Source organism: Cognatiyoonia sediminum, assembly GCF_900129845.1.
Taxonomy (GTDB): Bacteria; Pseudomonadota; Alphaproteobacteria; order Rhodobacterales; family Rhodobacteraceae; genus Cognatiyoonia; species Cognatiyoonia sediminum.
On the sequence record NZ_FQXB01000004.1, the window covers coordinates 13514 to 38139 of the forward strand.

23 protein-coding genes are annotated in these 24626 nt (G+C 55.1%); 8 read left to right on the plus strand and 15 right to left on the minus strand.

The annotated features are described in order from the left end of the window. Positions 1-10: 10 nt before the first annotated feature. The 4 genes from BUA85_RS12295 to BUA85_RS12310 form a co-directional block, all read right to left on the minus strand. On the minus strand, positions 11-253 hold the full coding sequence (locus BUA85_RS12295; protein ID WP_207548156.1) for a DUF4170 domain-containing protein: 243 nt from the start codon (positions 251-253) through the stop codon (positions 11-13). Positions 254-314: 61 nt separating this feature from the next. After that, positions 315-1088, minus strand: a complete 774-nt coding sequence (locus BUA85_RS12300) for a 3'(2'),5'-bisphosphate nucleotidase CysQ (RefSeq protein WP_072901561.1) — start codon at positions 1086-1088, stop codon at positions 315-317. Further along, positions 1075-2421, minus strand: coding sequence for a TldD/PmbA family protein (locus tag BUA85_RS12305; RefSeq protein WP_072901562.1), 1347 nt, complete (start codon positions 2419-2421; stop codon positions 1075-1077). The genes BUA85_RS12300 and BUA85_RS12305 overlap by 14 nt, the downstream gene beginning before the upstream one ends. A gap of 106 nt (positions 2422-2527) precedes the next feature. Beyond that, on the minus strand, positions 2528-4027 hold the full coding sequence (locus BUA85_RS12310) for a DUF2125 domain-containing protein (RefSeq protein WP_083526281.1): 1500 nt from the start codon (positions 4025-4027) through the stop codon (positions 2528-2530). A gap of 116 nt (positions 4028-4143) precedes the next feature. Between BUA85_RS12310 and BUA85_RS12315 the strand changes: the two genes are divergently transcribed. The 3 genes from BUA85_RS12315 to BUA85_RS12325 are packed head-to-tail and all read left to right on the plus strand — an operon-like array spanning position 4144 to position 6709. Next, positions 4144-4902, plus strand: coding sequence for an SDR family oxidoreductase (locus BUA85_RS12315; RefSeq protein WP_072901565.1), 759 nt, complete (start codon positions 4144-4146; stop codon positions 4900-4902). Further along, positions 4899-5501 carry an enoyl-CoA hydratase/isomerase family protein gene (locus BUA85_RS12320; protein ID WP_072901567.1) on the plus strand — a complete coding sequence of 201 codons (603 nt, stop codon included), beginning with the start codon at positions 4899-4901 and terminating at the stop codon, positions 5499-5501. Before BUA85_RS12315 ends, BUA85_RS12320 begins: the two co-directional genes overlap by 4 nt. Positions 5502-5548: 47 nt before the next feature. After that, complete coding sequence (locus tag BUA85_RS12325; protein WP_072901569.1) at positions 5549-6709, plus strand: TIGR03862 family flavoprotein; 1161 nt, start codon at positions 5549-5551, stop codon at positions 6707-6709. Here BUA85_RS12325 and holA read toward each other — a convergent pair. The 5 genes from holA to BUA85_RS12350 form a co-directional block, all read right to left on the minus strand. Further along, a complete protein-coding gene (gene holA / locus BUA85_RS12330; protein WP_072901570.1) occupies positions 6706-7728 on the minus strand; it encodes a DNA polymerase III subunit delta in 1023 nt (340 codons plus the stop codon). The two genes, BUA85_RS12325 and holA, sit on opposite strands and share 4 nt — an antisense overlap. Beyond that, positions 7725-8231: an LPS assembly lipoprotein LptE gene (gene lptE, locus BUA85_RS12335; protein ID WP_165611618.1), complete on the minus strand. Its 507-nt coding sequence runs from the start codon at positions 8229-8231 to the stop codon at positions 7725-7727. The genes holA and lptE overlap by 4 nt, the downstream gene beginning before the upstream one ends. Continuing rightward, positions 8221-10755, minus strand: a complete 2535-nt coding sequence (leuS, locus tag BUA85_RS12340; RefSeq protein ID WP_072901574.1) for a leucine--tRNA ligase — start codon at positions 10753-10755, stop codon at positions 8221-8223. The genes lptE and leuS overlap by 11 nt, the downstream gene beginning before the upstream one ends. Before the next feature lie 70 nt (positions 10756-10825). Next, complete coding sequence (locus tag BUA85_RS12345) at positions 10826-11257, minus strand: DUF3576 domain-containing protein (RefSeq protein ID WP_072901576.1); 432 nt, start codon at positions 11255-11257, stop codon at positions 10826-10828. A gap of 131 nt (positions 11258-11388) precedes the next feature. Continuing rightward, the gene (locus BUA85_RS12350) at positions 11389-12465 is read right to left on the minus strand and encodes a porin (RefSeq protein ID WP_072901577.1); all 1077 of its coding nucleotides are present in this window, start codon (positions 12463-12465) and stop codon (positions 11389-11391) included. A 233-nt stretch (positions 12466-12698) separates the two neighbouring features. Between BUA85_RS12350 and BUA85_RS12355 the strand changes: the two genes are divergently transcribed. Both BUA85_RS12355 and BUA85_RS12360 read left to right on the plus strand, forming a co-directional pair. After that, the gene (locus BUA85_RS12355; protein ID WP_072901579.1) at positions 12699-13352 is read left to right on the plus strand and encodes a YggS family pyridoxal phosphate-dependent enzyme; all 654 of its coding nucleotides are present in this window, start codon (positions 12699-12701) and stop codon (positions 13350-13352) included. Next, positions 13349-13996 (plus strand): RluA family pseudouridine synthase, encoded by a 648-nt coding sequence (locus BUA85_RS12360; RefSeq protein WP_072901581.1) that lies wholly within the window; start codon positions 13349-13351, stop codon positions 13994-13996. Before BUA85_RS12355 ends, BUA85_RS12360 begins: the two co-directional genes overlap by 4 nt. 12 nt (positions 13997-14008) lie before the next feature. Here BUA85_RS12360 and BUA85_RS12365 read toward each other — a convergent pair whose 3' ends face one another. Continuing rightward, positions 14009-15376 carry an MmgE/PrpD family protein gene (locus BUA85_RS12365; RefSeq protein ID WP_072901582.1) on the minus strand — a complete coding sequence of 456 codons (1368 nt, stop codon included), beginning with the start codon at positions 15374-15376 and terminating at the stop codon, positions 14009-14011. 4 nt (positions 15377-15380) lie between these two features. Next, a complete protein-coding gene (locus BUA85_RS12370; RefSeq protein WP_072901584.1) occupies positions 15381-16820 on the minus strand; it encodes an aldehyde dehydrogenase family protein in 1440 nt (479 codons plus the stop codon). Between the two features lie 122 nt (positions 16821-16942). Between BUA85_RS12370 and BUA85_RS12375 the strand changes: the two genes are divergently transcribed. Further along, positions 16943-17596, plus strand: coding sequence for a peroxiredoxin (locus tag BUA85_RS12375; protein ID WP_072901586.1), 654 nt, complete (start codon positions 16943-16945; stop codon positions 17594-17596). Positions 17597-17651: 55 nt separating this feature from the next. Here BUA85_RS12375 and BUA85_RS12380 read toward each other — a convergent pair whose 3' ends face one another. Continuing rightward, complete coding sequence (locus BUA85_RS12380) at positions 17652-18203, minus strand: L,D-transpeptidase (RefSeq protein ID WP_072901881.1); 552 nt, start codon at positions 18201-18203, stop codon at positions 17652-17654. A gap of 132 nt (positions 18204-18335) precedes the next feature. Here BUA85_RS12380 and BUA85_RS12385 point away from each other — a divergent pair, with 132 nt between their 5' ends. Beyond that, complete coding sequence (locus tag BUA85_RS12385) at positions 18336-19169, plus strand: glycosyltransferase (protein ID WP_072901588.1); 834 nt, start codon at positions 18336-18338, stop codon at positions 19167-19169. Positions 19170-19227: 58 nt separating this feature from the next. Here BUA85_RS12385 and pnp read toward each other — a convergent pair whose 3' ends face one another. The 3 genes from pnp to BUA85_RS12400 all read right to left on the minus strand — a co-directional run bounded on the left by pnp (position 19228) and on the right by BUA85_RS12400 (position 23527). Continuing rightward, positions 19228-21363: a polyribonucleotide nucleotidyltransferase gene (gene pnp / locus BUA85_RS12390; RefSeq protein ID WP_072901590.1), complete on the minus strand. Its 2136-nt coding sequence runs from the start codon at positions 21361-21363 to the stop codon at positions 19228-19230. A 163-nt stretch (positions 21364-21526) separates the two neighbouring features. Then, a complete protein-coding gene (locus BUA85_RS12395; protein WP_072901592.1) occupies positions 21527-22483 on the minus strand; it encodes an isopenicillin N synthase family dioxygenase in 957 nt (318 codons plus the stop codon). A 150-nt stretch (positions 22484-22633) separates the two neighbouring features. After that, complete coding sequence (locus tag BUA85_RS12400) at positions 22634-23527, minus strand: LysR family transcriptional regulator (RefSeq protein WP_072901593.1); 894 nt, start codon at positions 23525-23527, stop codon at positions 22634-22636. A 105-nt stretch (positions 23528-23632) separates the two neighbouring features. Between BUA85_RS12400 and BUA85_RS12405 the strand changes: the two genes are divergently transcribed. Beyond that, complete coding sequence (locus BUA85_RS12405) at positions 23633-24574, plus strand: haloalkane dehalogenase (RefSeq protein ID WP_083526282.1); 942 nt, start codon at positions 23633-23635, stop codon at positions 24572-24574. Positions 24575-24626 lie beyond the last annotated feature (52 nt).

Here is a 24626-nt window from a genome sequence, read left to right on the forward strand (position 1 = left end):
GCTAATAGCTTTAACCTAATTCTTCGGTGGAGGATGCCGCCGCTTCTTCATCCCGCAAGCGGTGCAGGTGCGCAATAAAATACCGCATATGTGCGTTATCAACGGTGCGCTGCGCGGCCCCTTTCCAAGCGTTATAGGCCGCTTCGTAGTTCGGGAAAATGCCGACGATATCGATGGCGTCGACATCTTTGAAAGCGTTCTTTGTTGGGTCGATCAGCTCTCCGCCGAACACCAGATGAAGGCGTTGTGTCATGTTTGGCCTCATGATTGGACTGTTGAGGGTAAGTTAGACTTTGGCCATAGATGTCACAAGCTCAGACCAGTTGTGAGACCAATTTTGGAACGACCGGACCGCCTGCAAGCACGCCAGAAAGTTTCGGCTGTGGGTTGTTGTAGATGAGGGCGGAACCGGTTTGATCGAATGCTTGCCCGCCTGCTTCTTCGACAATCAAAGTGCCTGCCGCCACATCCCATTCCCATGTTGGCCGGAGGGTAATCATGGCATCAAACCGACCTGAGGCAACCGCGCAAAGCCGGTAGGCCAGTGACGATCGAAAGCTGGTATTGAAGGGGGGTGCTTTGCCGCCGATCCAAAATTCGGGTCTTAGGTTTGGTTTGGCGGTGAGGACGGTTGCGTCTTTGATCCGGTCAACTGGCGCAACTTTGATGGGTTTCCCATTCAGAAATGCGCCACCGCCCTTTGTCGCCCAAAACGTGAGCCCCTTCTGAGGCATTTCCACCACGCCAGCGGTTGGAGTGCCATTCTCCACAATCGCCAACGAATGCGCCCAATTTTCGGATCGATCGATAAAGGCGCGGGTGCCGTCGATTGGATCAACGATGAACAGCTTGTCTTTGGCGAGACGCTCTGACCCGTCTTCGGTTTCTTCGGACAACCAACCAAAGTCAGGGCGAGCGGAGGTTAGGGCAGATTGGAGGTGGGCATTCACCGAAAGGTCCGCTTCCGTAACTGGACCTGCGTTGTCGTCTTTTTCCCAGATCTTCGGGTCCGCACCGAAATGCGATAGCGCGATCTCTCCCGCTTCTTTCGCAGCACGCAACAGAAGGTCGAGATCACTCTCCGGCAAGTGTCAACCCTTCGACCAGGATTGAGGGAACCACACGTGACAGGTGAGGTTGCGCGTCATTGGCAGGCGTGATGTTCATCAGCATATCGCGCAGGTTTCCGGCGACGGTGCATTCGTTCACCGGATAGGTGATCTCGCCGTTCTCCACCCAAAACCCGCTTGCGCCTCGAGAATAGTCGCCGGTGTTCGGGTTGATGGTTGAACCGATCATACTGGTGATCAAAAGGCCGGTGCCCATCTCAAACAGCAATTCTGACCTGCTTTTGTCGCCTTGGGTCAAAGCAATATTGCTGAGGCCCGGGCTAGGCGGAGAGCCGGTTCCGCGCACGGCTGAGGCTGTGCTGTCCATTCCCAATTTGCGTGCATTGGCAAGGTCGAGTGTCCAACCTTGAAGGACGCCGTTTTTCACGACTGCCCGCCGCTGTGTTGGCAATCCTTCCGCATCAAACAGGCGCGATGAAAACGCGCGGACGCGATGCGGGTCTTCGATGATGGATAGCTCTTTCGGTAAAACCTGTTCACCCAAGGCATCACGCAACCAGCTAGACCCGCGGGCGATGGCGGCACCATTCACGGCTTGTAGGAGATGCCCTACCAAAGAGGAGGCGATCCTTTCATCGAACAAAACGGGATAGGCTCCGGTTTTGGGTTTCCTTGCGCCGTACCGTTCTACCGCGCGAGCAGCGGCGCGGGTTCCGATTTCTTCCGCGTTGCGCATATCGGCACGAAAGACGCGACTGTCGTAGTCGTAGTCCCGCTCCATCGCCGTTCCTTCGCCACTGATCGCAACGCAGGATAGGCCGCTGTCAGTGCGCGCATAGCCTGCTGAAAAGCCGTTGCTGGCGGTCATGTGCACGCGACGTCTGCCATAGCCAGCGGAGGCCGATTGTACTTGTGAGATACCATCGTTCTTTAACGCCGCAGCTTCTGCACGCAAGGCGAAGTCTTGCAGTTGTGCGGGGTCAGGCTCTTCGGATGGATCGAAGAGTTCCAGTGTGTCGGTGTCCAATGAAGTTGCCAGTTGCGAGGCGTCGGCCAAACCCAGATTGGGATCATCGGGTGCTTCTTTCGCCATCGCGACCGCGCGTTCCGACATTTCAGAAATCGTTTCTGGATTCACATCTGAGGAGGACACGTTTGCTTGCTTTTGACCGACAAGAACACGCAACCCAATATCGATTCCCTCCGACCGTTCCGCGTGCTCCAACGCACCGTTGAGCACAGAAATCGAAACTGAAGTGCCATCGACGGCCAAAGCGTCGCAACTATCAGCACCGGCCTTCAACGCGGCGTCGATCATGGATTGGGTAATGTCAGAGAGGCTTCGTGTCATAAGGCGTCCTTTGTTCCCTTAGGAGGTAGTCCGCCGTCAACATCTGCGCAAGCCTTAGCGCTAGCGAATGTAACCCCCGCCCCAAATGAGGCGGAGGTCTGTTTAGTTATTGAATGCGCTGACCATTGGCCAAGATGTGGCCTTGCTCATTCACTTCGATGGTTGATGTCAGTTCATCTTCACCAACTGTGCGAGCGAACATGCCCATCATCATGCGACCCATCATCGCCTGATCTTCTGGCAAGTAGCCCATAGCAACGAGTGTATCGATCAACTGGTTCGCGCCCTTCAGATTAACAGTGACCGACCCTTCTGGACGTGGAACGCCAGGGATTGTGGACAGGTCTGAATTGTCGAAGGTAAAGGCCCCTTCACCAGTCAAGAGCGCACCTGCAGCTGATAGCGTCAGGTCGTTCAGGTTCAGCGAGTAAATCTCACCTGGAACGGCTCCCATCGCCATCGCCTCAGCCTGTTCTGGATCGGTGAGGTCGAAGAAGAGTTTTGCTTCACCGGTGACATCAACGCTCACAGTCACAGGGTCGTGTGACAGCGAGTTGGTTGGGTCTGCGAGCATCCAGATTTCGTCGTTCACGGCCAGATCGGTGATGTTGAATTGAAGGCCAAAGTCAGCAGGCTCTTCTGTTTCACCCAAAGGCATTTGCAGGCCCACTCCATAGCCGCCTAATGAGACATTGATCGGGAAAGGGAAGTCAGGTGAGGTGACGGAAACTGCAATATCACTTGCCGCAACACCGTAGCTCAATGCTTCTTCATCGACGGAGAATGTCACTTCGCCTGGGCCGGTGCCAACGGTGCCGTTCGCGGAGTCAGGACCATCTTGCACATCAAACAGCAGGGTGGTGCCGTCGTAGTTATATGATCCGGCCATCTCCAATCCTTTGGCGAAGATGTCTTCTGGGTTCTCCAGATCGATGTCCGTTGGGATTGCTAGATCAGCCTGCGCGCCAAGGCCATCGATCTTACCGCTCATCAGGAATTTGCCGCCCGTTTCTGGATCGGTTACGTCCACGAGGATATCCAAGGCAGTTGCGGATAGATCGTAAGTGATGTTGTTGATATCACCTGAGGTCGTTGAATAGTTGCCAGCCAGCCCGTTGGCTACAAACCGCATGTCGCCTTCAATCACTTCGCCGTTGTCTTCGATCTGATCGATCTGGACTCCATATTGGTCGGCAGTTACCGCGTAATTTATTGCGTCGGGGTCGCCACTTGCCACCATCTGAAAGCCATTTTGTACGATGGACATGTTAACAGTGGTGCCGAACTCATCTGTGATGACGAATGGGAAGTTCTCAGACATTGTGATGAGGACCGTACCGTCACCTTGTTCAACCAGTTCGATCGAGTCCAAAGTTCCCGTGACTGACGATTGCCCGTCGTCCATGCTGAACGTTAAATCGGATATAGACACCGTCCCATCGGATTCGGTTTCGCTGCCGATTGTGACGCCGCCCTCACCGTAAAGGGTGAATTGTTCTTGCCAGTCGGCCCATACTTCGGCCGCGGTGACATCGGCGACAGCAGCGCTGCCGGTTAAGAGTGCTGCCATGCATACGGAGGCCTTTAGTGCTTTGAAATGAGTCATTTGAATATCCCTTACTCCAACTGCTGAACATCGTTTCCTGCCTTGCCTATTTGGTCAAGGTACGAAATTCTTGACCCCGACTTATGCAGTAACTGTGCAGATCAAAAGGCAAACAGATGAAAAACTTCGGATTGAACGGCAAAACGGTGGTCATTACGGGGGCCAGCAAAGGGATCGGTGCATCGGCTGCAAGGGCCTTTGCAGACGGGGGTGCAAACGTTGTTTTGTTGGCCAGATCGACGGATTTGATCACCGCACTGGCTGGTGAACTTGGCGAAAATACGATGGCGATTGCCTGCGATGTTTCGGACTATGCGTCCGTTTCATCGGCGTTTGCGTCGGCGAAGGACAAGTTCGGCCAGATTGATATTTTGATCGGGAATGCAGGTGTCGTCGACCCAATTGGCCATCTCGCTGATACGGACCCCGCTGCTTGGTGCAAGCTGATCGACATCAACCTTAAGGGTGTGATGCATGGTATGCATGCGGCGCTCCCTGATATGGTGGCGCAGGGAGGTGGGACGATCATCACGGTGTCCTCCGGCGCTGCGCATGGTCCTGTAGAGGGATGGACAGCCTACTGTAGTTCCAAAGCTGGCGCCTACATGCTGACTCGCGCGGCAGATAAGGAATACCGTGAACGGGGTATTCGTGTCTTGGGCTTGTCACCTGGAACGGTCGCGACAGACATGCAACGCGAGATCAAAGCTTCGGGAATCAATCCGGTCAGTCAATTGGACTGGTCCGATCATATTCCACCAGAATGGCCTGCGAAGGCTTTGATGTGGATGTGCACATCTGAGGCTGACGGTTTCTTAGGAGATGACGTCAGTTTGCGGGACGAGGACATCCGCCGTCAGGTGGGTTTGGTGTGATCAAACAAGAGATTGAGGGCAACCTGACGATCCTCACCTTGGATCGACCAGATAAAGCCAATGCCCTCACAGCAGATATGCTGGCCGCGTTAAGGGACGCCGTGCGCGCCGCCTCTGACCAGAATGCGCTGATCCTTACGGGCGTGGGTAAAGTGTTCAGCGCAGGCGCAGATTTGGAGGCGGCCAAGGCGGGATTGGCCACTAGCCCCCTTTGGGAAGAGCTGTCGGCAGCCATTGCAGAGTACAGGGGTCTCAGCATTGCCGCTTTGAACGGAACTGTTGCGGGTGGTGCCTTTGGTATGGTTCTGACCTGCGATCTGCGGATTGCTGTGCCTTCGGCGAAGTTTTTCTACCCCGTGATGAAACTTGGCTTTTTGCCACAGCCGTCCGATCCGGTTCGGCTGCGCATGCTCGTTGGCTCGCAATCTGCAAAGCGTATTCTGATGGCGGGGGAAAAGCTCACCGCGCAGGAAGCGCTGGACATCAACTTGGTGGATCACCTCGTTGAGTGCGATGTAGTTGCTAAAGCGAAGGATTTGGCATGTGACGCCTTGGCCGCCAAACATAGCCATGTGGCGGCCATCAAAGCCATGATCTAACGCACGCGGAAGTGACAAATTTTGGCGCCTTTGCGCCCTGAGAGGGAATGTTGCGACAAAAGTCAGCCTTGATCATTGGCGGCGGGCCCGCTGGTCTGATGGCAGCAGAGGAACTCTCGACTGCTGGTATCGCTGTGACCATCGCCGACGCCATGCCCTCCATTGGGCGCAAGTTTTTGATGGCAGGGAAATCGGGTTTAAACCTGACGAAATCAGAAGATTATGACAGCTTCCTTGCGGCTTACGGCGACGCAAATCAGACTCTCGAAAAGGCGATCCAAGCTTTCGGGCCAGACGATGTGGTTAGCTGGGCGGAAGATTTGGGGCAGGCGACATTCACTGGCTCAACAGGTCGTGTGTTTCCGAAAGCGATGAAGGCATCGCCCCTTCTGCGCGCTTGGATCGCGCGCGTCGGGCCTACGATCCTTACCCGACACCGGTGGGTTGGCTTTGATGGAGATGCAGCCCTTTTTGAAACGCCCGAAGGCCCGAAGGCAATCGCGGCTGATACCACGATCCTTGCCATGGGCGGAGGCAGTTGGGCGCGGCTTGGGTCTGATGGTAGATGGGCGGATCAATTTGAAGGCCTCATGACACCATTCCGACCGTCCAACTGCGGCTTCATCGTTGATTGGTCGCCGCATATGACCAAACACCTTGGCACACCGATCAAGGGAACGAAGCTCACTTCCGGCGCGCTCACCAGCCGTGGCGAGTGGGTGATTTCGGAACGTGGTATCGAAGGGGGTGGGGTCTATACGGTTTCGCGGGAAATGCGTGACGGTCATTCGCTTACGGTTGATCTACTGCCAGATAGAAATGTCGATGAAATTCGTTTGGCGCTCAGCAAAGCCCGTTCGAAAGACAGTCTGACCACGACACTTCGAAAGGTTCTGAAATTAGACCCCGCGAAAATCGCGCTCTTTTCTGAATTTGGCAGACCTTTTCCTGATGACATCGCACCGCTGCTAAAGTTTTTGCCGATCCAGCATTTAGGTCCAAGACCAATAGACGAGGCCATCTCCACCGCCGGCGGGCTTAGGTTTGATGCGTTGACCGATGACCTGATGCTCAAATCCCGTCCGGGCGTATTTTGCGCCGGTGAGATGTTGGATTGGGATGCGCCCACCGGTGGCTACCTTTTGACCGCCTGTTTCGCGACGGGGCGAATGGCGGGGCGGGCTGCTGTGAGCTACTTGAAGGGCTAGCGGCGGCCCATCATTGCGAGCCGGATCAACGTCCGTTCCATCAAGGCCAGCTGTGGCGCCGTGCTCGCTGATCGCAATTGCAAGTCGGTATCGGTCAAGGCAGTCAACGCCCGCTCCAACCGATCACGGCCCCAATTCCCCGCCTGTCGCGCGATCTTGTCACGACGTGGACCAAAGACGGGAGGCCGCAGCTTCCCGGCACCAGACCCCGGTCCGCCGGGATCAGAGGCCACTACGTGCAAACGCCGGAAATGCCGCATCGCCCCGATACACAAGGCCACCGGCGTCACGCCCTGCGCATAAAGGTTGCGCAGCGCTGGGCCGATTTGATCGGACCGGCCAAAGGTCACAACGTCCAGCACATCATCAATGTCGACCTCCGCCCCAGATGGCGCGCAGGCGGTGATGTCTTCAACTGTCAGCTCGCTGGTATCGCCACGCTTATAGAGTGAGACTTTCTCCATCGTTTGACGGAAATCACCGGGTTCAAGGCTTTGCGATAGAACCATAATCGCATCCATCACATCGCGATTGGGTACGCTCAAACCATTCTCTGCCAACGTGGCCTCAATCTCATCCCGTGTCGGTGGATCGTCGTAAATCCCAATGGCGACGGCGTTTGAATGGCCTTCAACAACCTTCCGCAAGGCCGATTTTGCTGTAAGTTGCCCTGCAGTGATGAGAACCTGCGCATCCCCCGCCTGCCAATCCGCCAAAGCGGCATCGATGATCTTCGAAAGGCCATCGGTTGCGTCCTCGACAAAGGCCACGCGGTGGCCGGGAAAGAACCCCTGCGCTTTAATTGCGTCGCTCAACAAGGCGGGGTCTTTGCGCAAGTCGGCACCGTTGATCCGCGTCAAACGCATCTCTTCGTCGCCATTGGGCCCAACCAAGGCTGAAATCACATCCTGCCGCTTGGTCGCGACCCGCATCGGATCAGCGCCAAAGATGAGAATGGCACTATGGTCTGGATTTGGGGTTTTCAGATACCCCGCGGCCTCTCTTCCAGTCAGCTTCAAGGCAGCGACCCCGAAGCCAGAATCAAACCTGCCGCGATCCTGTCGGCCAGAATTTGTGCCAACCTCTCCACCGCATCGCGTTCAGCGGCTTGGGTGGCGACAGTTGTGCCGGTCGCGGAGTAACTTGTCGTCGCTCTCACATCGTCGCCGGTTGAGTAGGTTTGGTCTGCATTCGTCAAATCCCAGCGCGCGGTTCCTTGAATATCCAAACGGGTGATATCGCCTGCTTCATTGATCGCTGCTGAGCCTTGGCTTGATGAAAGGTCGATATTTACGGAGTAATTTTCGGCTGAACCGCTCACTGCCCCAAAACGATCCTCAAGCGTTGTCCTGACGCGGAAACCCAGCTCGGTCGCGGGCGCGGTGAACGCAACAGAGTTTTGTAGCTTTCCGCCTGATCCACCTGGGCCATAGACGGGCGTAAACCCACATGCCCCAAGTGCGAGAACCCCGATCAGAAGGCCGCGCCGTAAGGCGAAAGGGTGGGTTCGGTTAGATGACAATATTCACAATCCGTCCGGGCACTACGATGATCTTCTTCGGCGTCGCCCCATCCAAGGCACGCACCACACCTTCTTGTTCCAGCGCGAGTTTTTCAATCTCTTCCTTTGCCAGATCCTTTGCGACGGCGATTTCTGACCGACGTTTGCCGTTGACCTGAATTGGCAACGTCACGGTGTCCTCGACCAACATCGCCTCATCCGCAAAAGGCCAAGGCGTGTTTGCAATCAGGCCTTCACCGCCGAACATCTGCCAAATTTCTTCGGACAAATGCGGTGTGAAAGGCGACATTAGATGTGCCAAGGTCACCATGGCCTGACGCTTCGCATCACCACCAGCCTTGGCCTTTTGAACCACGTTTGCATAGGCGTAAAGCTTTGCAATCGCTGCATTAAATCCGAAACTTTCAACGCCGTTGGTGACGTCTTGGATGGCTTTGTGCATCGCCCGCAGCAACTCTTCATCATCAGCCCCCGCGCCGCCATCAAGTGCCGCGATCTCTGTCGCCATGCGGTGAATGCGATTGAGGAACTTAAAGGCTGCGTCTGCGCCGGATGCCGTCCACTCCACGTCCCGTTCCGGAGGGCTGTCGGACAAAACAAACCAGCGCGCGGTATCTGCGCCGTAGGCGCTGATGATGTTCACCGGATCGACGACATTCTTTTTTGACTTCGACATCTTGGCTGACGGGATGATCTCCACCTCTGACCCATCTGCCAATTTTCCGTCCGTCACATCTTTGGGCAGATGGTAGACAGGCCGGTTTTGGTCGTCGCGGGTTTGGTAAATCTCATGCGTGACCATCCCTTGTGTAAATAGCGCATCAAACGGCTCTGACGCTGATGCGGGCAAATGCCCAGTCACATTCATCGCCCGCGCAAAGAATCGTGAGTACAGAAGATGCAAAATCGCATGTTCGATGCCGCCGATGTATTGATCGACGTTCATCCAATACTCTGCCTCTTCCGCCACGGTCGGCGTATCGGCCCAAGGGGCTGTGAACCGCGCATAGTACCACGATGAATCCACAAACGTGTCCATTGTGTCGGTTTCCCGACGCGCTGCATTACCGCATTTCGGGCACTGGACTTGTCGCCAAGTGTCATGTCGGTCCAACGGGTTGCCCGGTTGATCGAAGCTTACGTCATCTGGAAGTCTTATTGGCAGGTTTTCTTTCTTCTCCGGCACCACGCCACAGCTGTCACAATGCACCACTGGGATCGGACAGCCCCAATAGCGCTGACGGCTCAAGCCCCAATCGCGCAATCGGAATTGAGTTTTGCCCTGACCCCATCCAGCCTTTTCGGCAAAATCGATGGTGGCATCGATGGCCTCTTGTCCGGTGGCTTCGGACAGGCCAGCGAAATGATCAACCCAACGGACAACTTGATCTTTTGGCGGAACAAAAGCTTCTATTGCGACGGGCGTGTCGTCATCCAACGCAAAGAAGGTGTCGATCACGGGAAGATCGTATTTCCGGCAGAAGTCCAGATCTCGTTGATCATGGGCGGGGCAGGCAAAAATTGCGCCGGTGCCGTAGTCCATCAAAATGAAGTTTGCGATCCAAATGGGCAGGTGCCAATCAGGATTCAGCGGATGCTGGACGGTCAAACCCGTGTCGAACCCGAGCTTTTCGCCAGTTTCCAGTTCTTCGGCTGTCGTCCCACCTTTCGCGCATTCCGCACGGAAGGCTGCAACCTCTGGATTGTTCTCTGCCAGCTCCTTCGCCAATGGGTGATCCGGCGAAATCCCAACAAAGGACGCGCCATTCAAAGTGTCGGGACGTGTTGTGTAGACCTCAATCGGATCACCGCCATCGGTGCGGGCAAAGCTGAACTGCAAACCGCGGGATTTCCCGATCCAGTTCTCCTGCATCAAGCGCACTTTGGCAGGCCAGTTTTCCAACCCGTCCAACCCGTCCAACAGCTCTTCGGAATAGTCTGAAATCTTGAAGAACCACTGCGTCAGCTCGCGCCGTTCCACATCCGCGCCAGAGCGCCAACCCTTGCCATCAATGACCTGTTCGTTGGCCAGAACGGTCATGTCGACCGGATCCCAGTTCACCACGGCGTTCTTGCGGTAGACCAATCCTTTTTCCCACATATCAAGGAACATGGCTTGCTGTTGACCATAGTATTCAGGGTCGCAGGTCGCAAACTCACGGTTCCAATCTAGCGACCAACCCATCGGCTTCATCTGTGCTTTCATGTCCTCAATGTTTTGGTAGGTCCAATCCTTCGGATGCCCTCCACTCGCCATCGCCGCGTTTTCCGCTGGCATCCCGAAAGCATCCCACCCCATCGGATGAAGGACGTTGTGGCCCGTCGAAATCTTATACCGCGCGATCACGTCGCCCATGGTGTAGTTGCGCACGTGCCCCATGTGGATACGACCCGACGGGTAGGGGAACATCTCAAGCACGTAGTATTTTGGTTTGTCGTCGCTACGTGTGGCTTTGAACGTCTCGGCCGCGTCCCACGCGTCCTGCCATTTCGGTTCGATTTCGGAGGGTGTGTATGTCGACATGTCTCAGGTCTCAAAGGCAAACGCCGGGCATCGGGCCCGGCGGTATGGTCAGGGCAAGGGCTGCGTTATTCTATAGTTGTCCATCGCCGGAACGCAGCTGGCGCGCACGGGACAGGATAGCGTCTTCGACGGCGCGTTGCGTTTCCGCGGCTACGGGTCCGCTGCGCGTTTGGAGCGCAACGTTTAGGGCGCGCGCATCAAGTGCAGGATCGGTGATGTAGACTGTGGCGCGATATGCGCGTGATCCACCTGGCGGGGTGCCATAACCAGTTGAAATCACGCCGGTAAAGGGGTCGACGCTTTGGACAGGAAGGAAGTTTAGAACATCCAATGCTGCGGCCCAAAGATAGCGGTTCACAGCGACGGTTTCGGCACCGCTGACGCGGCTGGCTTGCTGCGTTGCGCTCTCGGTGCTCGAGCTACCAAACAAGCTGCAAGATGGAAGGGCCAATAAGGCAACGGCGGCTGCCGCTACGGTTATTTTTCTAGGTGCAAAGGTCACACAACCCCCCCGACTTCAAACAATTGCAAAATATCTAACGAAGCTGGGTGTCAGCCACAAGAGAAACGATTGTTCCAAAAAGAAAGAGCGGCCCCGAAGGACCGCTCTAACATCTGTTCTTTCAACTTCAATTAGAAGGAGAAGGAAACTTCTACAGTTGCACCAGCGTTGTACTCTGGATCACCGATTTCGTCGTTTGCGCCGTTGTTGTCGTCGTCAGCGTAAGAAACGAGAAGTGTTGCACCGGAACCGAGGTCCAGTTCACCAGCTACGTAGTAAGCGTCACCGCTGTCTACGAGACCAGCAAGAACTGTCAGGCCGTTACCTACGTCGTAGGAACCTTCAACGGAGAAGCTGTCGCCACCGTCTGTGCCATCGTCGTCATATGCTGCAGAAACGGAGATTGGGCCGTTTACATAGTCAGCAGATACGCCAAACTCGTCTGTGCCACCGTCGTTCATTGTGTAGTAACCACCAACAGTCACTGGACCTACTGGGTAGGATACAGAGATACCTGTGGATGTGATTGCTGGACCGTCGATGCCCGCATCACGATCTGCGTAAGCGATAGTGATGTCAGCGCCACCGAGAGATGTGCTTCCGGAAATACCGAAGATTGTTGGTGTTGGACCAAACTCTTCCTGGTATGCGAAGTCGATTGTGAAGCCGCTAAGAGCGCCGTTCACGTGGATCTGCATCGCGTCGATCTGCTCACCTGTCAGGTCGTTGCCAGCACCGTTGTCAACACCGTAAGAAATCTGAGCTGTGAACCCAGCAACGGTTGCCGACCCGACCAGCATGGCTTCGAAGCCAGCTACGTCAAAGTGACGATCCTGATCATTGAACGATACAGCTTGCATGCCAGAAACGTCAGCAAAATTTGCTTCTGCAACAGGATCTGTGTCACCGAAAGTCAAGCTTGCGCCGCCACCAGCGATTGTCACTGTGAAGTCAGATGCCATGACGTCGCCGCCAAGGTTGCCGTCAGCAATGTCCAGACCGAAAGATGCAGTTGCTGTCAGACCGTTGTCCAGACCAGCTGTGCCAGTTACGTCAAGGCTGGAATCCCAGTAGAAGCCGCCTTGTGCTTCGTCGTTGTAACCAAGTGTTGCTTCGCCAGTAAAGCTGATTGGCGAGGCATGACCGCCTGCAGATGCAGCGCCAGCAAAGGCGACAAGTGCAGTCGATGTAAGAAGGATGCTTTTCATGGATTTTTCCCTCGTGTTTGCATTCCCAAAGATACCGGTAAGTCCGGCATTGAGTGTTTACTGATCCCTAAAGCCCGCACACTCAAGTGAATTACGGAGTCTTTTTTCCCGTCCGAGTTAAATGGTGCACGAAGGTCACACACAATTTTCAAAGGATTTACCGTCAATTCCGCTAGACATTTGCAATTTTTGAGGCATTTCAGGAATCAACGTTTAAAAACAGGAGCCTGCAGGTGCCGCTCAAAGATATACAGGAACGTATGAAAGTCGCCGCCCAATCTGCGGGTCGGAAAGTGGACGACATAAGGTTGATTGCAGTTTCTAAGGTGCAACCGAATGAACGGGTCGAATCCGTGCTGGAAGAAGGGCACCGGGTCTTTGGAGAGAATCGGGTACAGGAAGCGGCCTCCAAGTGGCCAGATTTTTGTGAGCGGTATGACAATATCGATTTGCACCTTATCGGGCCGCTGCAATCTAATAAGGTCCGGCAGGCGATGGAGCTGGCCAATGCGATCCATACGTTAGACCGCCCGAAGCTCGCAAAAACCATTGTGCGGATTGCTCAGGAGACGGGCAATTGCCCAGAGCTCTTTATTCAGGTGAACACGGGCGAGGAGCCGCAGAAAGCAGGCATTGCCCCAAAAGAAACGGATCAGTTTGTCGCCGAATGTCGCGGTCTGAACCTACCCATCGTCGGTTTGATGTGCATCCCACCAATTGATGAAGAACCGAGCCTGCATTTTGCATTGCTTGCGAAAATTGCAGAACGCAATGGGTTGACTGGCCTGTCTATGGGGATGAGCAGCGACTTCGAACGCGCCATCGCTTTGGGTGCGACTCATATCCGCGTCGGTTCCGCCATCTTCGGGGAACGCGTTCCTACATGAGCGACGCATACAATCCACCCGGTGACCCACTTGTCCTTCTACATGATGATCACGAGGTTTTGCTGGTGGATAAACCCTCCGGTCTTCTATCGGTCCCGGGCAAGGGCGCGCATCTACAGGATTGCCTGATCATGCGCGTTCAAGCAGTCTTTCCTACGGCCCTTTTGGTGCACCGATTGGACCGCGATACCTCTGGCGTGATGATTTTTGCGCTGACTCCCCATGCGCAACGCCACCTTGGTTTGCAGTTTGAGAAGCGCCAGACAAAGAAAACTTATGTTGCGCGCGTCTGGGGGTGTCTGGAGGAGGAAACCGGAACAGTCGATCTGCCCTTGATCGTCGATTGGCCTAACCGTCCAAAACAGATGGTCGATCATGAGAACGGGAAACAGGCCGTGACCGACTGGCGCGTGATCCGATATTCAGCCGAGGAAACTCGTGTGCGGTTGATGCCGAAAACCGGCCGGTCCCACCAATTGCGCGTGCACATGCAGGCCATCGGCCATCCGATTCTGGGTGATCCGTTCTATTCCGAAGGCGCGGCACGTGACCATCCTCGCTTGATGCTCCATTCCGAAACCCTGCAATTCCGCCATCCCGACGGTGGCAAGGGGATGCGGATAACTGCGAAGTGTCCGTTTTAGAAAGTGCAGTCGTTAAGCTGTGGGGGCGTTTATCGGCGTCAAACAAAGCTCAAACAGCTCATCGACCCCCGCAGCATCCAAATCTGCAAACCCGAAGCACAGCTCCTCTAACCGTTCTGCACGCGGCGTGCCCAGATGCTTATTTGCCAACAGGTGAAACTTCGCCCCTATCTCTTGATCGCTCAGGGGCGCATCCAGATCTCCGCGCGGTGTCCGCTCCGGCGCGTCCAACCGTCGCCCATCCTTCAATACCAATGACACCTGCGCCCATCGTTGGGCGACGCTGCGCTCGGTCAATTCTGGATCGTCGATCAACTCTGTCGCATGGCTGACCCGTAAAATATCAGGATCGCAGAGCGTTTCTGGCGTCAGCTCGTCCGGCCCCATCTGGCCGCGCACGATGATCGCTGCGACTGGGAAGGCAATGGAGTAGGCCAGTTCGTCAAGCGTTTTCGGTTCATGACCGGCCAGCCGCGTGGCGTAGTGGAAAGTTCTGATCTTCGCCTGCGCCACATCATCATGGCTCAGTGCATTTTCATCCATCAACTCTTTTGCCGCATCCATCGAAGCGTGCGCCCAACGGCAGCAGGGATATTGCTTATAGTGCGTATGCGCGAGCGTCAGCCAGTTCTGACCCAAACCGTCCCAATAGGGAGCGGCCTCTTCCCCCTCACATGTCAAAGCCGGCGCGCCTGTAAATCCATCGCGCGCAAGGTAGGTGGCCGTGACTCCGGTTGGCGCACCCCAACCCACGCCGTCCCGCACGTTTGTTGGGTGATCAATGCAGCGCATCATCTGACTGCGCGGCCCGTGGTATTCCGCGATGCCCGCTGCCTCGCGGATTTGGGTGGGCGACAGGCCCAACATGCGCGCAGCGGCAACCGCGACCCCCACAGCTGTCCATGATCCAGAGGTGTGATAATCGGGGCAGGTCGCGTGCTGTACCTGACCGGTGCGATAGCTGACCTCATAGGCAATAGCGAGCCAAACCGCCAAGTCGCGTCCATTGATGGACTGACCACTTCGTCGCAGACTATCCGCAACCGCAAAGACACCTGGAAACACAGCCGACCCAGCATGTCCTTTGTTCGGCGTTGTCCCGTCGTGGGCGTCGATACTATCGACGGTGAACCCACCGGCCATCGCCGCGCCAGCGGGGCTGACCAAAGCGCCATTCATCAAAATGCGGGCGGCACCTGATGTGCCCACACCGAACATCGCCTCGGCCCCGCGCCGAGCAGATGCGGCCATTTGTGTCGAAGCGCCAATCGCCGCAACACCCATCGTGTCCAAGAGGCTGCGGCGCAACAGATGAACCAGATCGGACGGCAGATCATCGAATGAAACATCTGCTGCGAAGTTCTGAAAGGTGACGCTCATTCGATTAGTCGTTTGACCACCCAGAAATCGCTTTCACTTCCAAAAACTCTTCGATGCCAAACAAACCGCCTTCACGAGCGCGCCCAGACATTTTCATGCCGCCAAAGGGGCTGCCCTGTCCACGAGACTGGCCGTTCATCTCCACCATGCCGGATTTCAGGGCCAATGCCATGCGATTGCGTTTTGCGCCGTCCTGCGACTGCACATAGTTGGTCAATCCATATTCTGTATCATTGGCGATCTGGATCGCTTCGGCTTCATCCTTGAAGGGGATGATCGACAGGACAGGGCCAAAGATTTCTTCTTGCGCGATCCGCATATCGTTGGAGACATCCGCAAAGACAGTGGGCCGCACATAGTATCCTCGGTTCACGCCTTCGGGCAGGCCTGTGCCGCCGGCGACCAGCTTCGCGCCTTCGTCGATGCCCACTTGGATCATGTCTTGAATTTTGTCCCACTGGGTCTTGTTCACCACCGGCCCGATGTGGCGACCTTCTTCGGATGTCGGCCCGACAGTCACGGCATTTGCGGCTGCAACAGCTTTTTCGACGGTTTCGTCATAGACCGATTCTTCGACCAGCATCCGCGTCGGCGCGTTACAGGATTGCCCTGTATTCTGCATACAATGCAGCACACCGCGCTTCACCGCCTTTTCATCGGCGTCGGCAAAGATCACATTGGCACCTTTACCGCCAAGCTCCAGCGTTACTCGTTTCAATGTCTCAGCCGCTGCCTTTGAGATCGCTTTGCCCGCACGTGTTGAACCGGTGAAACTGATCATCGCCACATCGCGATGCTCTGACAGCTGCGAGCCGACGCCAACACCATCCCCGTTCACAAGGTTGAAGACGCCGGCTGGGACGCCTGCATCATGCACAAACTCGGCGAACAGCAGCGAGGAGAGAGGCGCTTCTTCCGATGGCTTCAAGACAATCGTGCAGCCGGCCAAAAGTGCAGGGATCACTTTCAAGGTGACTTGGTTCATCGGCCAATTCCACGGTGTGATCAGCCCAACGACACCAATCGGCTCCATAACCAAACGATCGTTCGGCGCGTGATCCCCCAAAGAACGCACCCATTCAACACTATCTACAGCGCCGAGGAACCCTTCCAAATGCCACGGCAGGCAAGGCGCTTGGCTGTTTCGGGCCAGATCAATTGGCGCGCCCATCTCGATTGAGATTGCCTGCGCCATTTCTTCGGCACGGGCGTTGTATTGTTCTAAAATCTTCGCAACATATTCCGCTCGCTCGGCAGGCGGCGTCGCAGCCCAAGAGGGAAACGCGGCTTTCGCGGCTGCGACGGCCTTATCCGTATCGGCCTGATCGCCCAGCGAGATAACAGCGCAAACTTCTTCGTTTGAGGGGTCAATCACGTCATGATCCCGCGCCTCTACCGGTGCGGCCCACGCGCCATCAATATAGAAATCTCTCTTCTCGATCATGTCCGACTCCCTATTCCGTTGGCAAAGTCTTGCATTCTAAAATCTGACCCACAAGTGATGTGGAGCCTCTTTGAAAAAAGAAGTATCCTTCGATTGAACCCAACATTATTGGAGACGCACCAATGTCCTTGCGCATTAACGACACAATCCCGAATTTAACGGTCGAAACTGACCAAGGCACATTCGCCTTGCACGATTGGATTGGCGACAGCTGGGCCATTCTGTTTTCGCACCCGAAAGATTTTACACCGGTTTGCACGACGGAATTTGGAGCGGTCGCGCAGTTGTCTGAGGAATGGGCAAAGCGTGGGACTAAGGTGATCGGCGTCAGCGTTGATGGTGTTGAGGATCACAAGAAGTGGAAAGGCGATATTGAGAAGGTGGCAGGCACGGCCGCTGGGTTCCCAATCATCGCAGACGACGGCTTAGAAGTGTCAAAGGCGTTCGATATGTTGCCAGCGGAGGCTTACCTGCCCGATGGCCGGACACCCGCTGACAGCGCGACTGTCCGTTCTGTTTTCATCATTGGTCCCGACAAGCAGTTGAAACTGTCGATGACCTACCCGATGACCGTTGGTCGCAACTTCGCTGAAGTGCTCCGCGCGCTTGATGGTTTGCAAACGTCAACAGGAAAAGGCGTTGCAACGCCTGCCAATTGGAATGTCGGGGACGATGTGATCATTCCGGCGACTGTCAGCAATGAAGACGCGGCGGAAAAGTTTGGTGAGTTTACGACTGTTCTGCCCTACCTGCGGACCACGAAACTCAAAGACTAGAAACAAAAAAGGCCCGCGAAAACCGCGCGCCTTTTTTGCATAATGTCTGTCTTTATTAGAACAAGAACACCTTCGTTCCGACCGGCACCATATCATATAGTTCAGCCACATGTTCGTTGGTCAGACGGACACATCCGGATGAGAAGGCGGTGCCAATGGTTTCCGGCTGCATCGTACCGTGGATGCGGTAGTAGGTATCGCGGCCACCTTCATAAAGATACAGAGCACGGGAGCCCATCGGGTTACGCGGATGGCCGCCAGGAAGCCCACGACGGTACGGGCCGTAAATCTCTGGTTCGAGCCGCACCATATTCGCTGTTGGGATCCAGCTTGGCCATTCAGCTTTGCGGCGGATGGTCAGAACGCCAGTGTAGTTGCGGCCCTGATCGCCGATCGCAACGGAATAACGACGCGCACGGCCTTTGCCTAATGTCCAATAGAGGTGGAAGTCATTTTTGATGACGTGAATTTGCCCAGCTGGAAGGTCTGGATTCACATCCACCTCAACCGGAAGGTACTTCCGAGGAAGTTGGTACGTATTGGAAAGCGCTGGTGTCGCCAAAGCGGACGCAGCTGCGCCCGCAACAAAGTGCCGTCTGTTGATCATGTCTTCTGCTCGATCCCATTTTTTTGCAGCCTCTACCGGAATTCTGCTATCGGGCAAGTCTAAAATTATGATTGATGAAAGTGACGTTGTTCCTCTTGCAACAGTCAGTCAACCAAGGGTTTATGGGTTCGAATGAAGACGGAACTGATCATAACAACCTACAATAGTGTCCGCGCGCTAGAGCTCTGCTTGGTCTCGGTCGCGCGGCAATCTCTGCTACCCGATACCATCTGTATTGCGGACGATGGGTCTGGCCCTGAAACTAAAGAATTTATTGACGGTCTTGGTGCGACATATCCAAATCTAACCTTCCGTCATGTGTGGCATGAAGATCAGGGATTTGAGAAATGCCGCATCCTCAACAAAGCGATCGAAAGTTCCGAAGCTGAGTTTCTTTTCTTTTTGGACGGCGATGTGATGATCCATCCGAATTTTTTGAAGCGGCACTTTGATCTGGCGCAGCGAGGTCGCTTTTCGACGGGCAGTTTGATCCGCCTTGATGAGACCGCCACTGAAGCAATGACGTCAGAGATAGTCACGTCAGGTGATGCTTTTGATCGGTCTTGGCTTCGTGAAAATCGTGCGATTGATCGGCTTGGGACATGGCTCAAAACCATGCCGTTTCCTTTCGCCATTCAGAACCTGCTCGATGTGACCACACCCGTGCAAAAGGCGCTTTGCGGTGCGAATTGGTCTGCTTTTAGAGAGGATATTCTCAAAGTGAACGGCTTCGATGAAACCCTCAAATACGGCGGCCTTGATAAGGAATTCGGGATCAGATTGATCAATGCAGGTGTGAAGGGCCGCCACCTGCGCTACACCGCTCCGCTTGTGCATCTGGACCACCCCCGCGGGTATCGCGACCCTGAAAAGGTCAAGCGGCACAAGGCGATGATCAAAGAGGTCCGCACCAGTGGCCGAAGTTGGACGGAAGATGGCATCATCAAAGGGCCAAAACCGGTCTAGCCAAAGAAAAAGCCCCACCGGATCAGGTGGGGCTTTCTTGTTTCGATAAAGCGCGGACTTACTCCTCCGCAGCTTCCTCTTTCTTGATCTCTTCGCCAGTTTCCTGATCGACGACTTTCATGGACAGGCGCACCTTGCCACGATCATCGAAGCCCAACAGCTTGACCCAAACCTCCTGACCTTCTTTCAGAACGTCAGATGGGTGGTTCAGGCGGCGGTTTTCGATCTGGGACACGTGGACCAAACCGTCGCGCTTTCCAAAGAAGTTCACAAAGGCACCGAAGTCGACAACTTTGACGACTTTACCTTTGTAGATCACGCCTTCTTCTGGCTCTGCGACGATAGAATGGATCATGTCGTAGGCTTTCTTGATCGCGTCCGCATCGGAAGATGCAATCTTGATCGTGCCTTCGTCATTGATGTCGACCTTCGCGCCGGACACTTCAACGATCTCGCGGATGACCTTACCGCCGGATCCGATGACTTCTCGGATCTTGTCGGTTGGAATCTGCATGGTTTCGATCTTTGGTGCGTGTACGCCCAGATCGTTCGCTGTTGTGATCGCTTTAGACATCTCATCAAGGATGTGAAGACGGCCTTGTTTCGCCTGCTCCAGAGCCTTTTTCATGATCTCAGGTGTGATACCTGCAATCTTGATGTCCATCTGTAGGGAGGTGATCCCTTCCGCAGTACCCGCAACCTTAAAGTCCATGTCACCAAGGTGATCTTCGTCACCCAGGATGTCGGTCAGGATCGCGTAGTCGCCATCGTCTTCCATGACGAGGCCCATGGCCACACCCGCAACTGGGGCTTTCAACGGCACACCAGCGTCCATCATGGACAGGGAGCCACCACAAACAGACGCCATAGAAGACGAACCGTTTGATTCAGTGATCTCTGACACCACTCGGACAGTGTAAGGGAAGTCAGTTGCCGCAGGCAGAACCGCCTGAAGCGCACGCCATGCCAGTTTCCCGTGACCAATCTCACGACGGCCTGGAGGGCCCACGCGACCAGCTTCACCAACAGAATATGGAGGGAAGTTGTAGTGCAGCATGAAGTTCGACTTATACATGCCTGACAGTGCGTCGATCATTTGCTCATCGTCGCCAGTACCCAAAGTGGTCACAACCAGGCCTTGCGTCTCACCACGCGTGAACAGCGCAGAGCCGTGTGTCCGTGGCAGGATGCCAGTCTCAGAAACGATTGGGCGCACTGTATCCAGTGCACGACCATCGATCCGCTTGCCGTTTTTAACAACGTCACCGCGCAGAACGCCTGACTCCAGCTTCTTCATGGCAGAGCCGAGGTTTTCATCCTCTGCCTGCTCTTCTGACAGCGTCGCCATGATCGCTTCGCGAGCGGCGGCAACAGCGGCTGTGCGCTCTTGCTTATCCGTGATTGCGAAAGCGGCACGCATCTGATCTTCGCCTGCGGCCTTCAGCACTTCGTAGAGTTCAGAATAGTCAGGTGCTTCAAACTCAAACGGCTCTTTCGCGGCGTCTTCGGCCAGATCGATGATCAGGTCGATGACCGGTTGGATCTGCTCGTGGGCAAATGTCACCGCGCCTAGCATTTCATCTTCTGTCAGCTCGTAAGCCTCGGACTCAACCATCATCACGGCGTCTTTTGTACCGGCTACAACAAGGTCCAAACGCTGCTCTGGGTTCATGCGCAGATTGTGCATGTCGTCCATTTCAGGGTTCAGGATGTATTCGCCATCCTCAAAGCCCACACGGCAGCCCGCGATCGGGCCCATGAACGGTGCGCCAGACAGTGTCAGAGCCGCAGAGGCCGCGATCATCGCCAGCATGTCTGGGTCGTTGACCAAGTCATGAGACAGAACCGTACACATCACCAAAACTTCGTTTTTGAAGCCAGGGACGAACAGCGGGCGGATTGGACGGTCGATCAAACGCGCTGTCAGTGTCTCTTTTTCAGTTGGACGTGCTTCGCGTTTAAAAAAGCCGCCAGGGACTTTACCGGCGGCGTAATACTTTTCTTGATAATGAACAGTCAGGGGGAAGAAATCCTGACCCGGCTTTTGTTTTTTGGCGAATGTGACGTTTGCCATGACGGATGTTTCACCCATCGTTGCAATGACTGATCCGTCTGCCTGACGGGCAACCTTGCCTGTTTCAAGTGTCAGCGTTTCCTCGCCCCACTTGATTGATTTTTTCACTTCATTGAACATGTGTTTTTCCTTTTGGCCAGGTTGGCCATTGTCGTAGAGGGCGTATTCCCCCTGACCCCGGTATCTTCTTTGGTCGGCGCTGAGGTCCGGGCGCCGGCATTCAGATGCGCGGGCTTTATAGGAAAAGGTGTGGGTTGGGAAGGGGGTGCGCGTTTTGCCCGAATTAGGTCTGCTCACCCTCCCCCTGATGCGCATCATAACTCGCCTCTAGCTCGCTCCTCAGAAACGCCCCGAAATTCAACGGCTCAAACGCAGGAACGCCCGTTCCCGGAAGCGGTTCCACTTGTGTCAACACATGCGGATCAAAGAAGAACGGTACGGAGTATCGCTCCCGACCCGAGGTGTTGATCACGCGATGCGGCGTCGATAGCAGTTTGCCGTTCGACATTCGATGCAGCATATCGCCAACATTCACGATAAACGCATCCTCCATCGGCGGCGCGTCAACCCATTCGCCATCGGGCGTTTGCACCTGCAAGCCGCCAACATTGTCCTGAGCCAACAGCGTCAGGCAGCCGAAATCCTTGTGCGGGGCTGATCCGTAAAGATCCTCGGGCGATTGCGGTGGCATCTGGGGGTAGTGCAGCAACCGCAACCACGTGGTCGGCGTGTCAAAGGCCTGCAATATCGACCGGTCTTCAACCCCGATGGCCTCCAATGCCAAGTTCATCAACTGCTGACCTAACCGCGTCATAGCGCTGACATAGGCCTCGCACACTTCGCGAAATTCGTCCATCTGAGGCCATTGGTTTGGGCCAGACAAATAGACGTTCGGGTCCGATTTGGCGTCTTCGCGCATGATCATGAAAGACGCTGATTGGTTCGGTTTCGTCACCTCGGCCAAATCCGTCGTCACATCGGTCGACGTATTGATCGCGATGTAGCCGCGATGCGCTGCGTCTAAGGCTAAGGTGTTCTTCTCATCCGCAGGCAAGGCGTGAAACCGCTTCGATGCGTCAAACACGGCCGTCCGCAAGGCCGGATCAACGCCGTGGTTGATGATATAGCCAAACCCGGTTTCGCCATAAGCTTTCGCAAACGCCCGCGCCAATTTTGTCGTGTCATCACCCGCGATTAAGGGCGCCAAGTCCAACACTGCAATTTCTGTAAATTCTGTCATCTCAGGTCTCCAATCCGTTTCAAGTGTTTGAAAAAGAGGAGCCTAGCTATCCGTGGAAGCGCTTCCGCCGATGCGCGCTATGGCGCTCTAGCACGATGTGAGATTGACCCTTTGGCATGATCGGAAAACTAGGCGGACGATTACACAAGTTCAAGCGGTCCGAACACCTGCTTGCAACAAAGGTTTGAGGTCGATCAGTTCTTTGCTCAGGAAGTCGATAAAACGCCTCACGCGTATCGTTCTGCGCAGTTCATTGTGAAACAACAGCCATAGATTTCGGTCAAGTACTGGCTCAACCCCTGGCACCGGAACCAACTCAGGGTAGATCGTTGTAAAATAGACCGATGAATTGACAATCCCAACGCCTTGCCGCGCGAGAGACAATTGTAGGATCGGGTCCGTGGTGGCGTGCCGCACCTCTGCTCCGGGAAAAGGGGTATCGGCCAACCAATCTGGTCGTCGATCAATGGCATCCCACCCCAACCAACTGAGCCCTTCACCATTTGGGCCGGCGAGGGGCAGGTGTTTTTCCAGATAACTCCGGCTTGCCATCGGGACGAGCGCCAAGGGGTAGAGCTTTCTGGCAATGACGTCGTCTTGCACATCATGCGCAAACCTGAGCGACACATCGGTTTGCAGGCGATTGATGTCTTCAAATCGGTCTGAGACGCGAATGTCTAAGTCGATATCAGGATAGGCTTTGGTAAAACGCCCAAGGATTGGGGATACGATTTCATAGACCAGAGTGCCGGTCGTCGAAAAGCGGACAGTTCCGGTTTCCTCCTTATCAAGCCCCTGCACGCGCCGTTTGGCTTCATTCACCTTACGTTCGGCCTCTTCGACGACCGGCAAAATATCTCGCCCCGCTGAGGTCAGTTCCAAACCGCGGCGCGTACGTCGGAACAATCGTACGCCATAGCTGTTTTCAAGCACCTCAATGTGACGGTTGACCGTCGCGTGAGTTGACCCCGTCGCTTCTGCCGCGCCGCGCAGCGTACCCGTCCGCACTGCGGCCAAAAAATAGGGAAGTGACGTCCAGTCCATAGCAACAGTGGTTAGAAAATTGACCAATATGGCTATTATGGATCGTTTTTTGGATCACTGTCTAGCCGTATCTGTTCCCCATGCTCCAAACGAAAGGGAACTGAAATGAAACGTAGAACTTTCCTCCAAACAACAGCGGCCGCAGCGACGATGGCGGCCTTTGGCACGACGGCATCCGCGGCTGCGCCATTTGAAAAGAAATACGCAAATGTCCTCGGTCATAAGATGGCCTATGTCAATGAAGGCGAGGGCCGTCCGGTTGTCTTCCTCCATGGCAATCCTGCGTCATCATATTTGTGGCGCAACATCATTCCTTATGTCACCGACCGCTACCGCGCGATTGCGCCAGACCTGATGGGCATGGGCGACAGCGACAAACCTGCCATGACCGAGACTTATCAAGAAAGTGCTGAGTATCTACACGCCTTCCTCGATAGTCTTGATCTGCAAGATGCCATCTTGGTCATCCATGATTGGGGTTCCGCGCTTGGCTGGCACTATGCTCGAACGAGACCTGACCGCATTTCTGCTGTGGCTTTTATGGAGGCAATGGCGCCACCGTTTATGCCTTTGAACGATGTCAGTGTTCTGGCGCCCGAAATGGTGGAGTTCATGATGGGCATCCGGACCCCCGGCATCGGCGAAAAGATGATCCTCGAACAGAATCTGTTCCTTGATGGGTTCATGCGCCACGACTCAGGCGGGATGAGCGAAGAGACGATGGCAGAATACAATCGACCTTTCCCGACACCGGAATCGCGTCAGATTATCCTCGATTGGCCACGTGAAATTCCGATGGGCGGTAGCCCAAGCGATGTTCATGCGATTGTGCAGGCGAACTCGGACTTTGTGGCACAAAGCACGTTCCCGAAATTGATGTTCCACGTCACGCCTGGCGCCGTGATCACTGAATACGCCGCCAAATGGATCAAGAAAAACCTGACCAATATTGAATCGATTTACCTCGGCGAAGGCGGTCACTTCATCCAAGAACAATACCCGGACGAAATCGGACGTGGCCTCGCAGACTGGCTGTTCCGCGTTTGATCGAAACGTTGGCGCAGGGAGCCTGGCCCTGCGCGGCACCCCTCATTTGAAA

Bases quoted from the DNA above. Each gene is read 5' to 3' on its own strand.
- BUA85_RS12295 (WP_207548156.1), bottom strand. From the start codon at position 253: ATGACACAACGCCTTCATCTGGTGTTCGGCGGAGAGCTGATCGACCCA.
- BUA85_RS12305 (WP_072901562.1), bottom strand. From the start codon at position 2,421: ATGACACGAAGCCTCTCTGACATTACCCAATCCATGATCGACGCCGCG.
- BUA85_RS12310 (WP_083526281.1), bottom strand. From the start codon at position 4,027: ATGACTCATTTCAAAGCACTAAAGGCCTCCGTATGCATGGCAGCACTC.
- BUA85_RS12315 (WP_072901565.1), top strand. From the start codon at position 4,144: ATGAAAAACTTCGGATTGAACGGCAAAACGGTGGTCATTACGGGGGCC.
- BUA85_RS12325 (WP_072901569.1), top strand. From the start codon at position 5,549: ATGTTGCGACAAAAGTCAGCCTTGATCATTGGCGGCGGGCCCGCTGGT.
- leuS (WP_072901574.1), bottom strand. From the start codon at position 10,755: ATGTCGACATACACACCCTCCGAAATCGAACCGAAATGGCAGGACGCG.
- BUA85_RS12350 (WP_072901577.1), bottom strand. From the start codon at position 12,465: ATGAAAAGCATCCTTCTTACATCGACTGCACTTGTCGCCTTTGCTGGC.
- BUA85_RS12360 (WP_072901581.1), top strand. From the start codon at position 13,349: ATGAGCGACGCATACAATCCACCCGGTGACCCACTTGTCCTTCTACAT.
- BUA85_RS12365 (WP_072901582.1), bottom strand. From the start codon at position 15,376: ATGAGCGTCACCTTTCAGAACTTCGCAGCAGATGTTTCATTCGATGAT.
- BUA85_RS12370 (WP_072901584.1), bottom strand. From the start codon at position 16,820: ATGATCGAGAAGAGAGATTTCTATATTGATGGCGCGTGGGCCGCACCG.
- BUA85_RS12375 (WP_072901586.1), top strand. From the start codon at position 16,943: ATGTCCTTGCGCATTAACGACACAATCCCGAATTTAACGGTCGAAACT.
- BUA85_RS12380 (WP_072901881.1), bottom strand. From the start codon at position 18,203: ATGATCAACAGACGGCACTTTGTTGCGGGCGCAGCTGCGTCCGCTTTG.
- BUA85_RS12385 (WP_072901588.1), top strand. From the start codon at position 18,336: ATGAAGACGGAACTGATCATAACAACCTACAATAGTGTCCGCGCGCTA.
- pnp (WP_072901590.1), bottom strand. From the start codon at position 21,363: ATGTTCAATGAAGTGAAAAAATCAATCAAGTGGGGCGAGGAAACGCTG.
- BUA85_RS12395 (WP_072901592.1), bottom strand. From the start codon at position 22,483: ATGACAGAATTTACAGAAATTGCAGTGTTGGACTTGGCGCCCTTAATC.
- BUA85_RS12400 (WP_072901593.1), bottom strand. From the start codon at position 23,527: ATGGACTGGACGTCACTTCCCTATTTTTTGGCCGCAGTGCGGACGGGT.
- BUA85_RS12405 (WP_083526282.1), top strand. From the start codon at position 23,633: ATGAAACGTAGAACTTTCCTCCAAACAACAGCGGCCGCAGCGACGATG.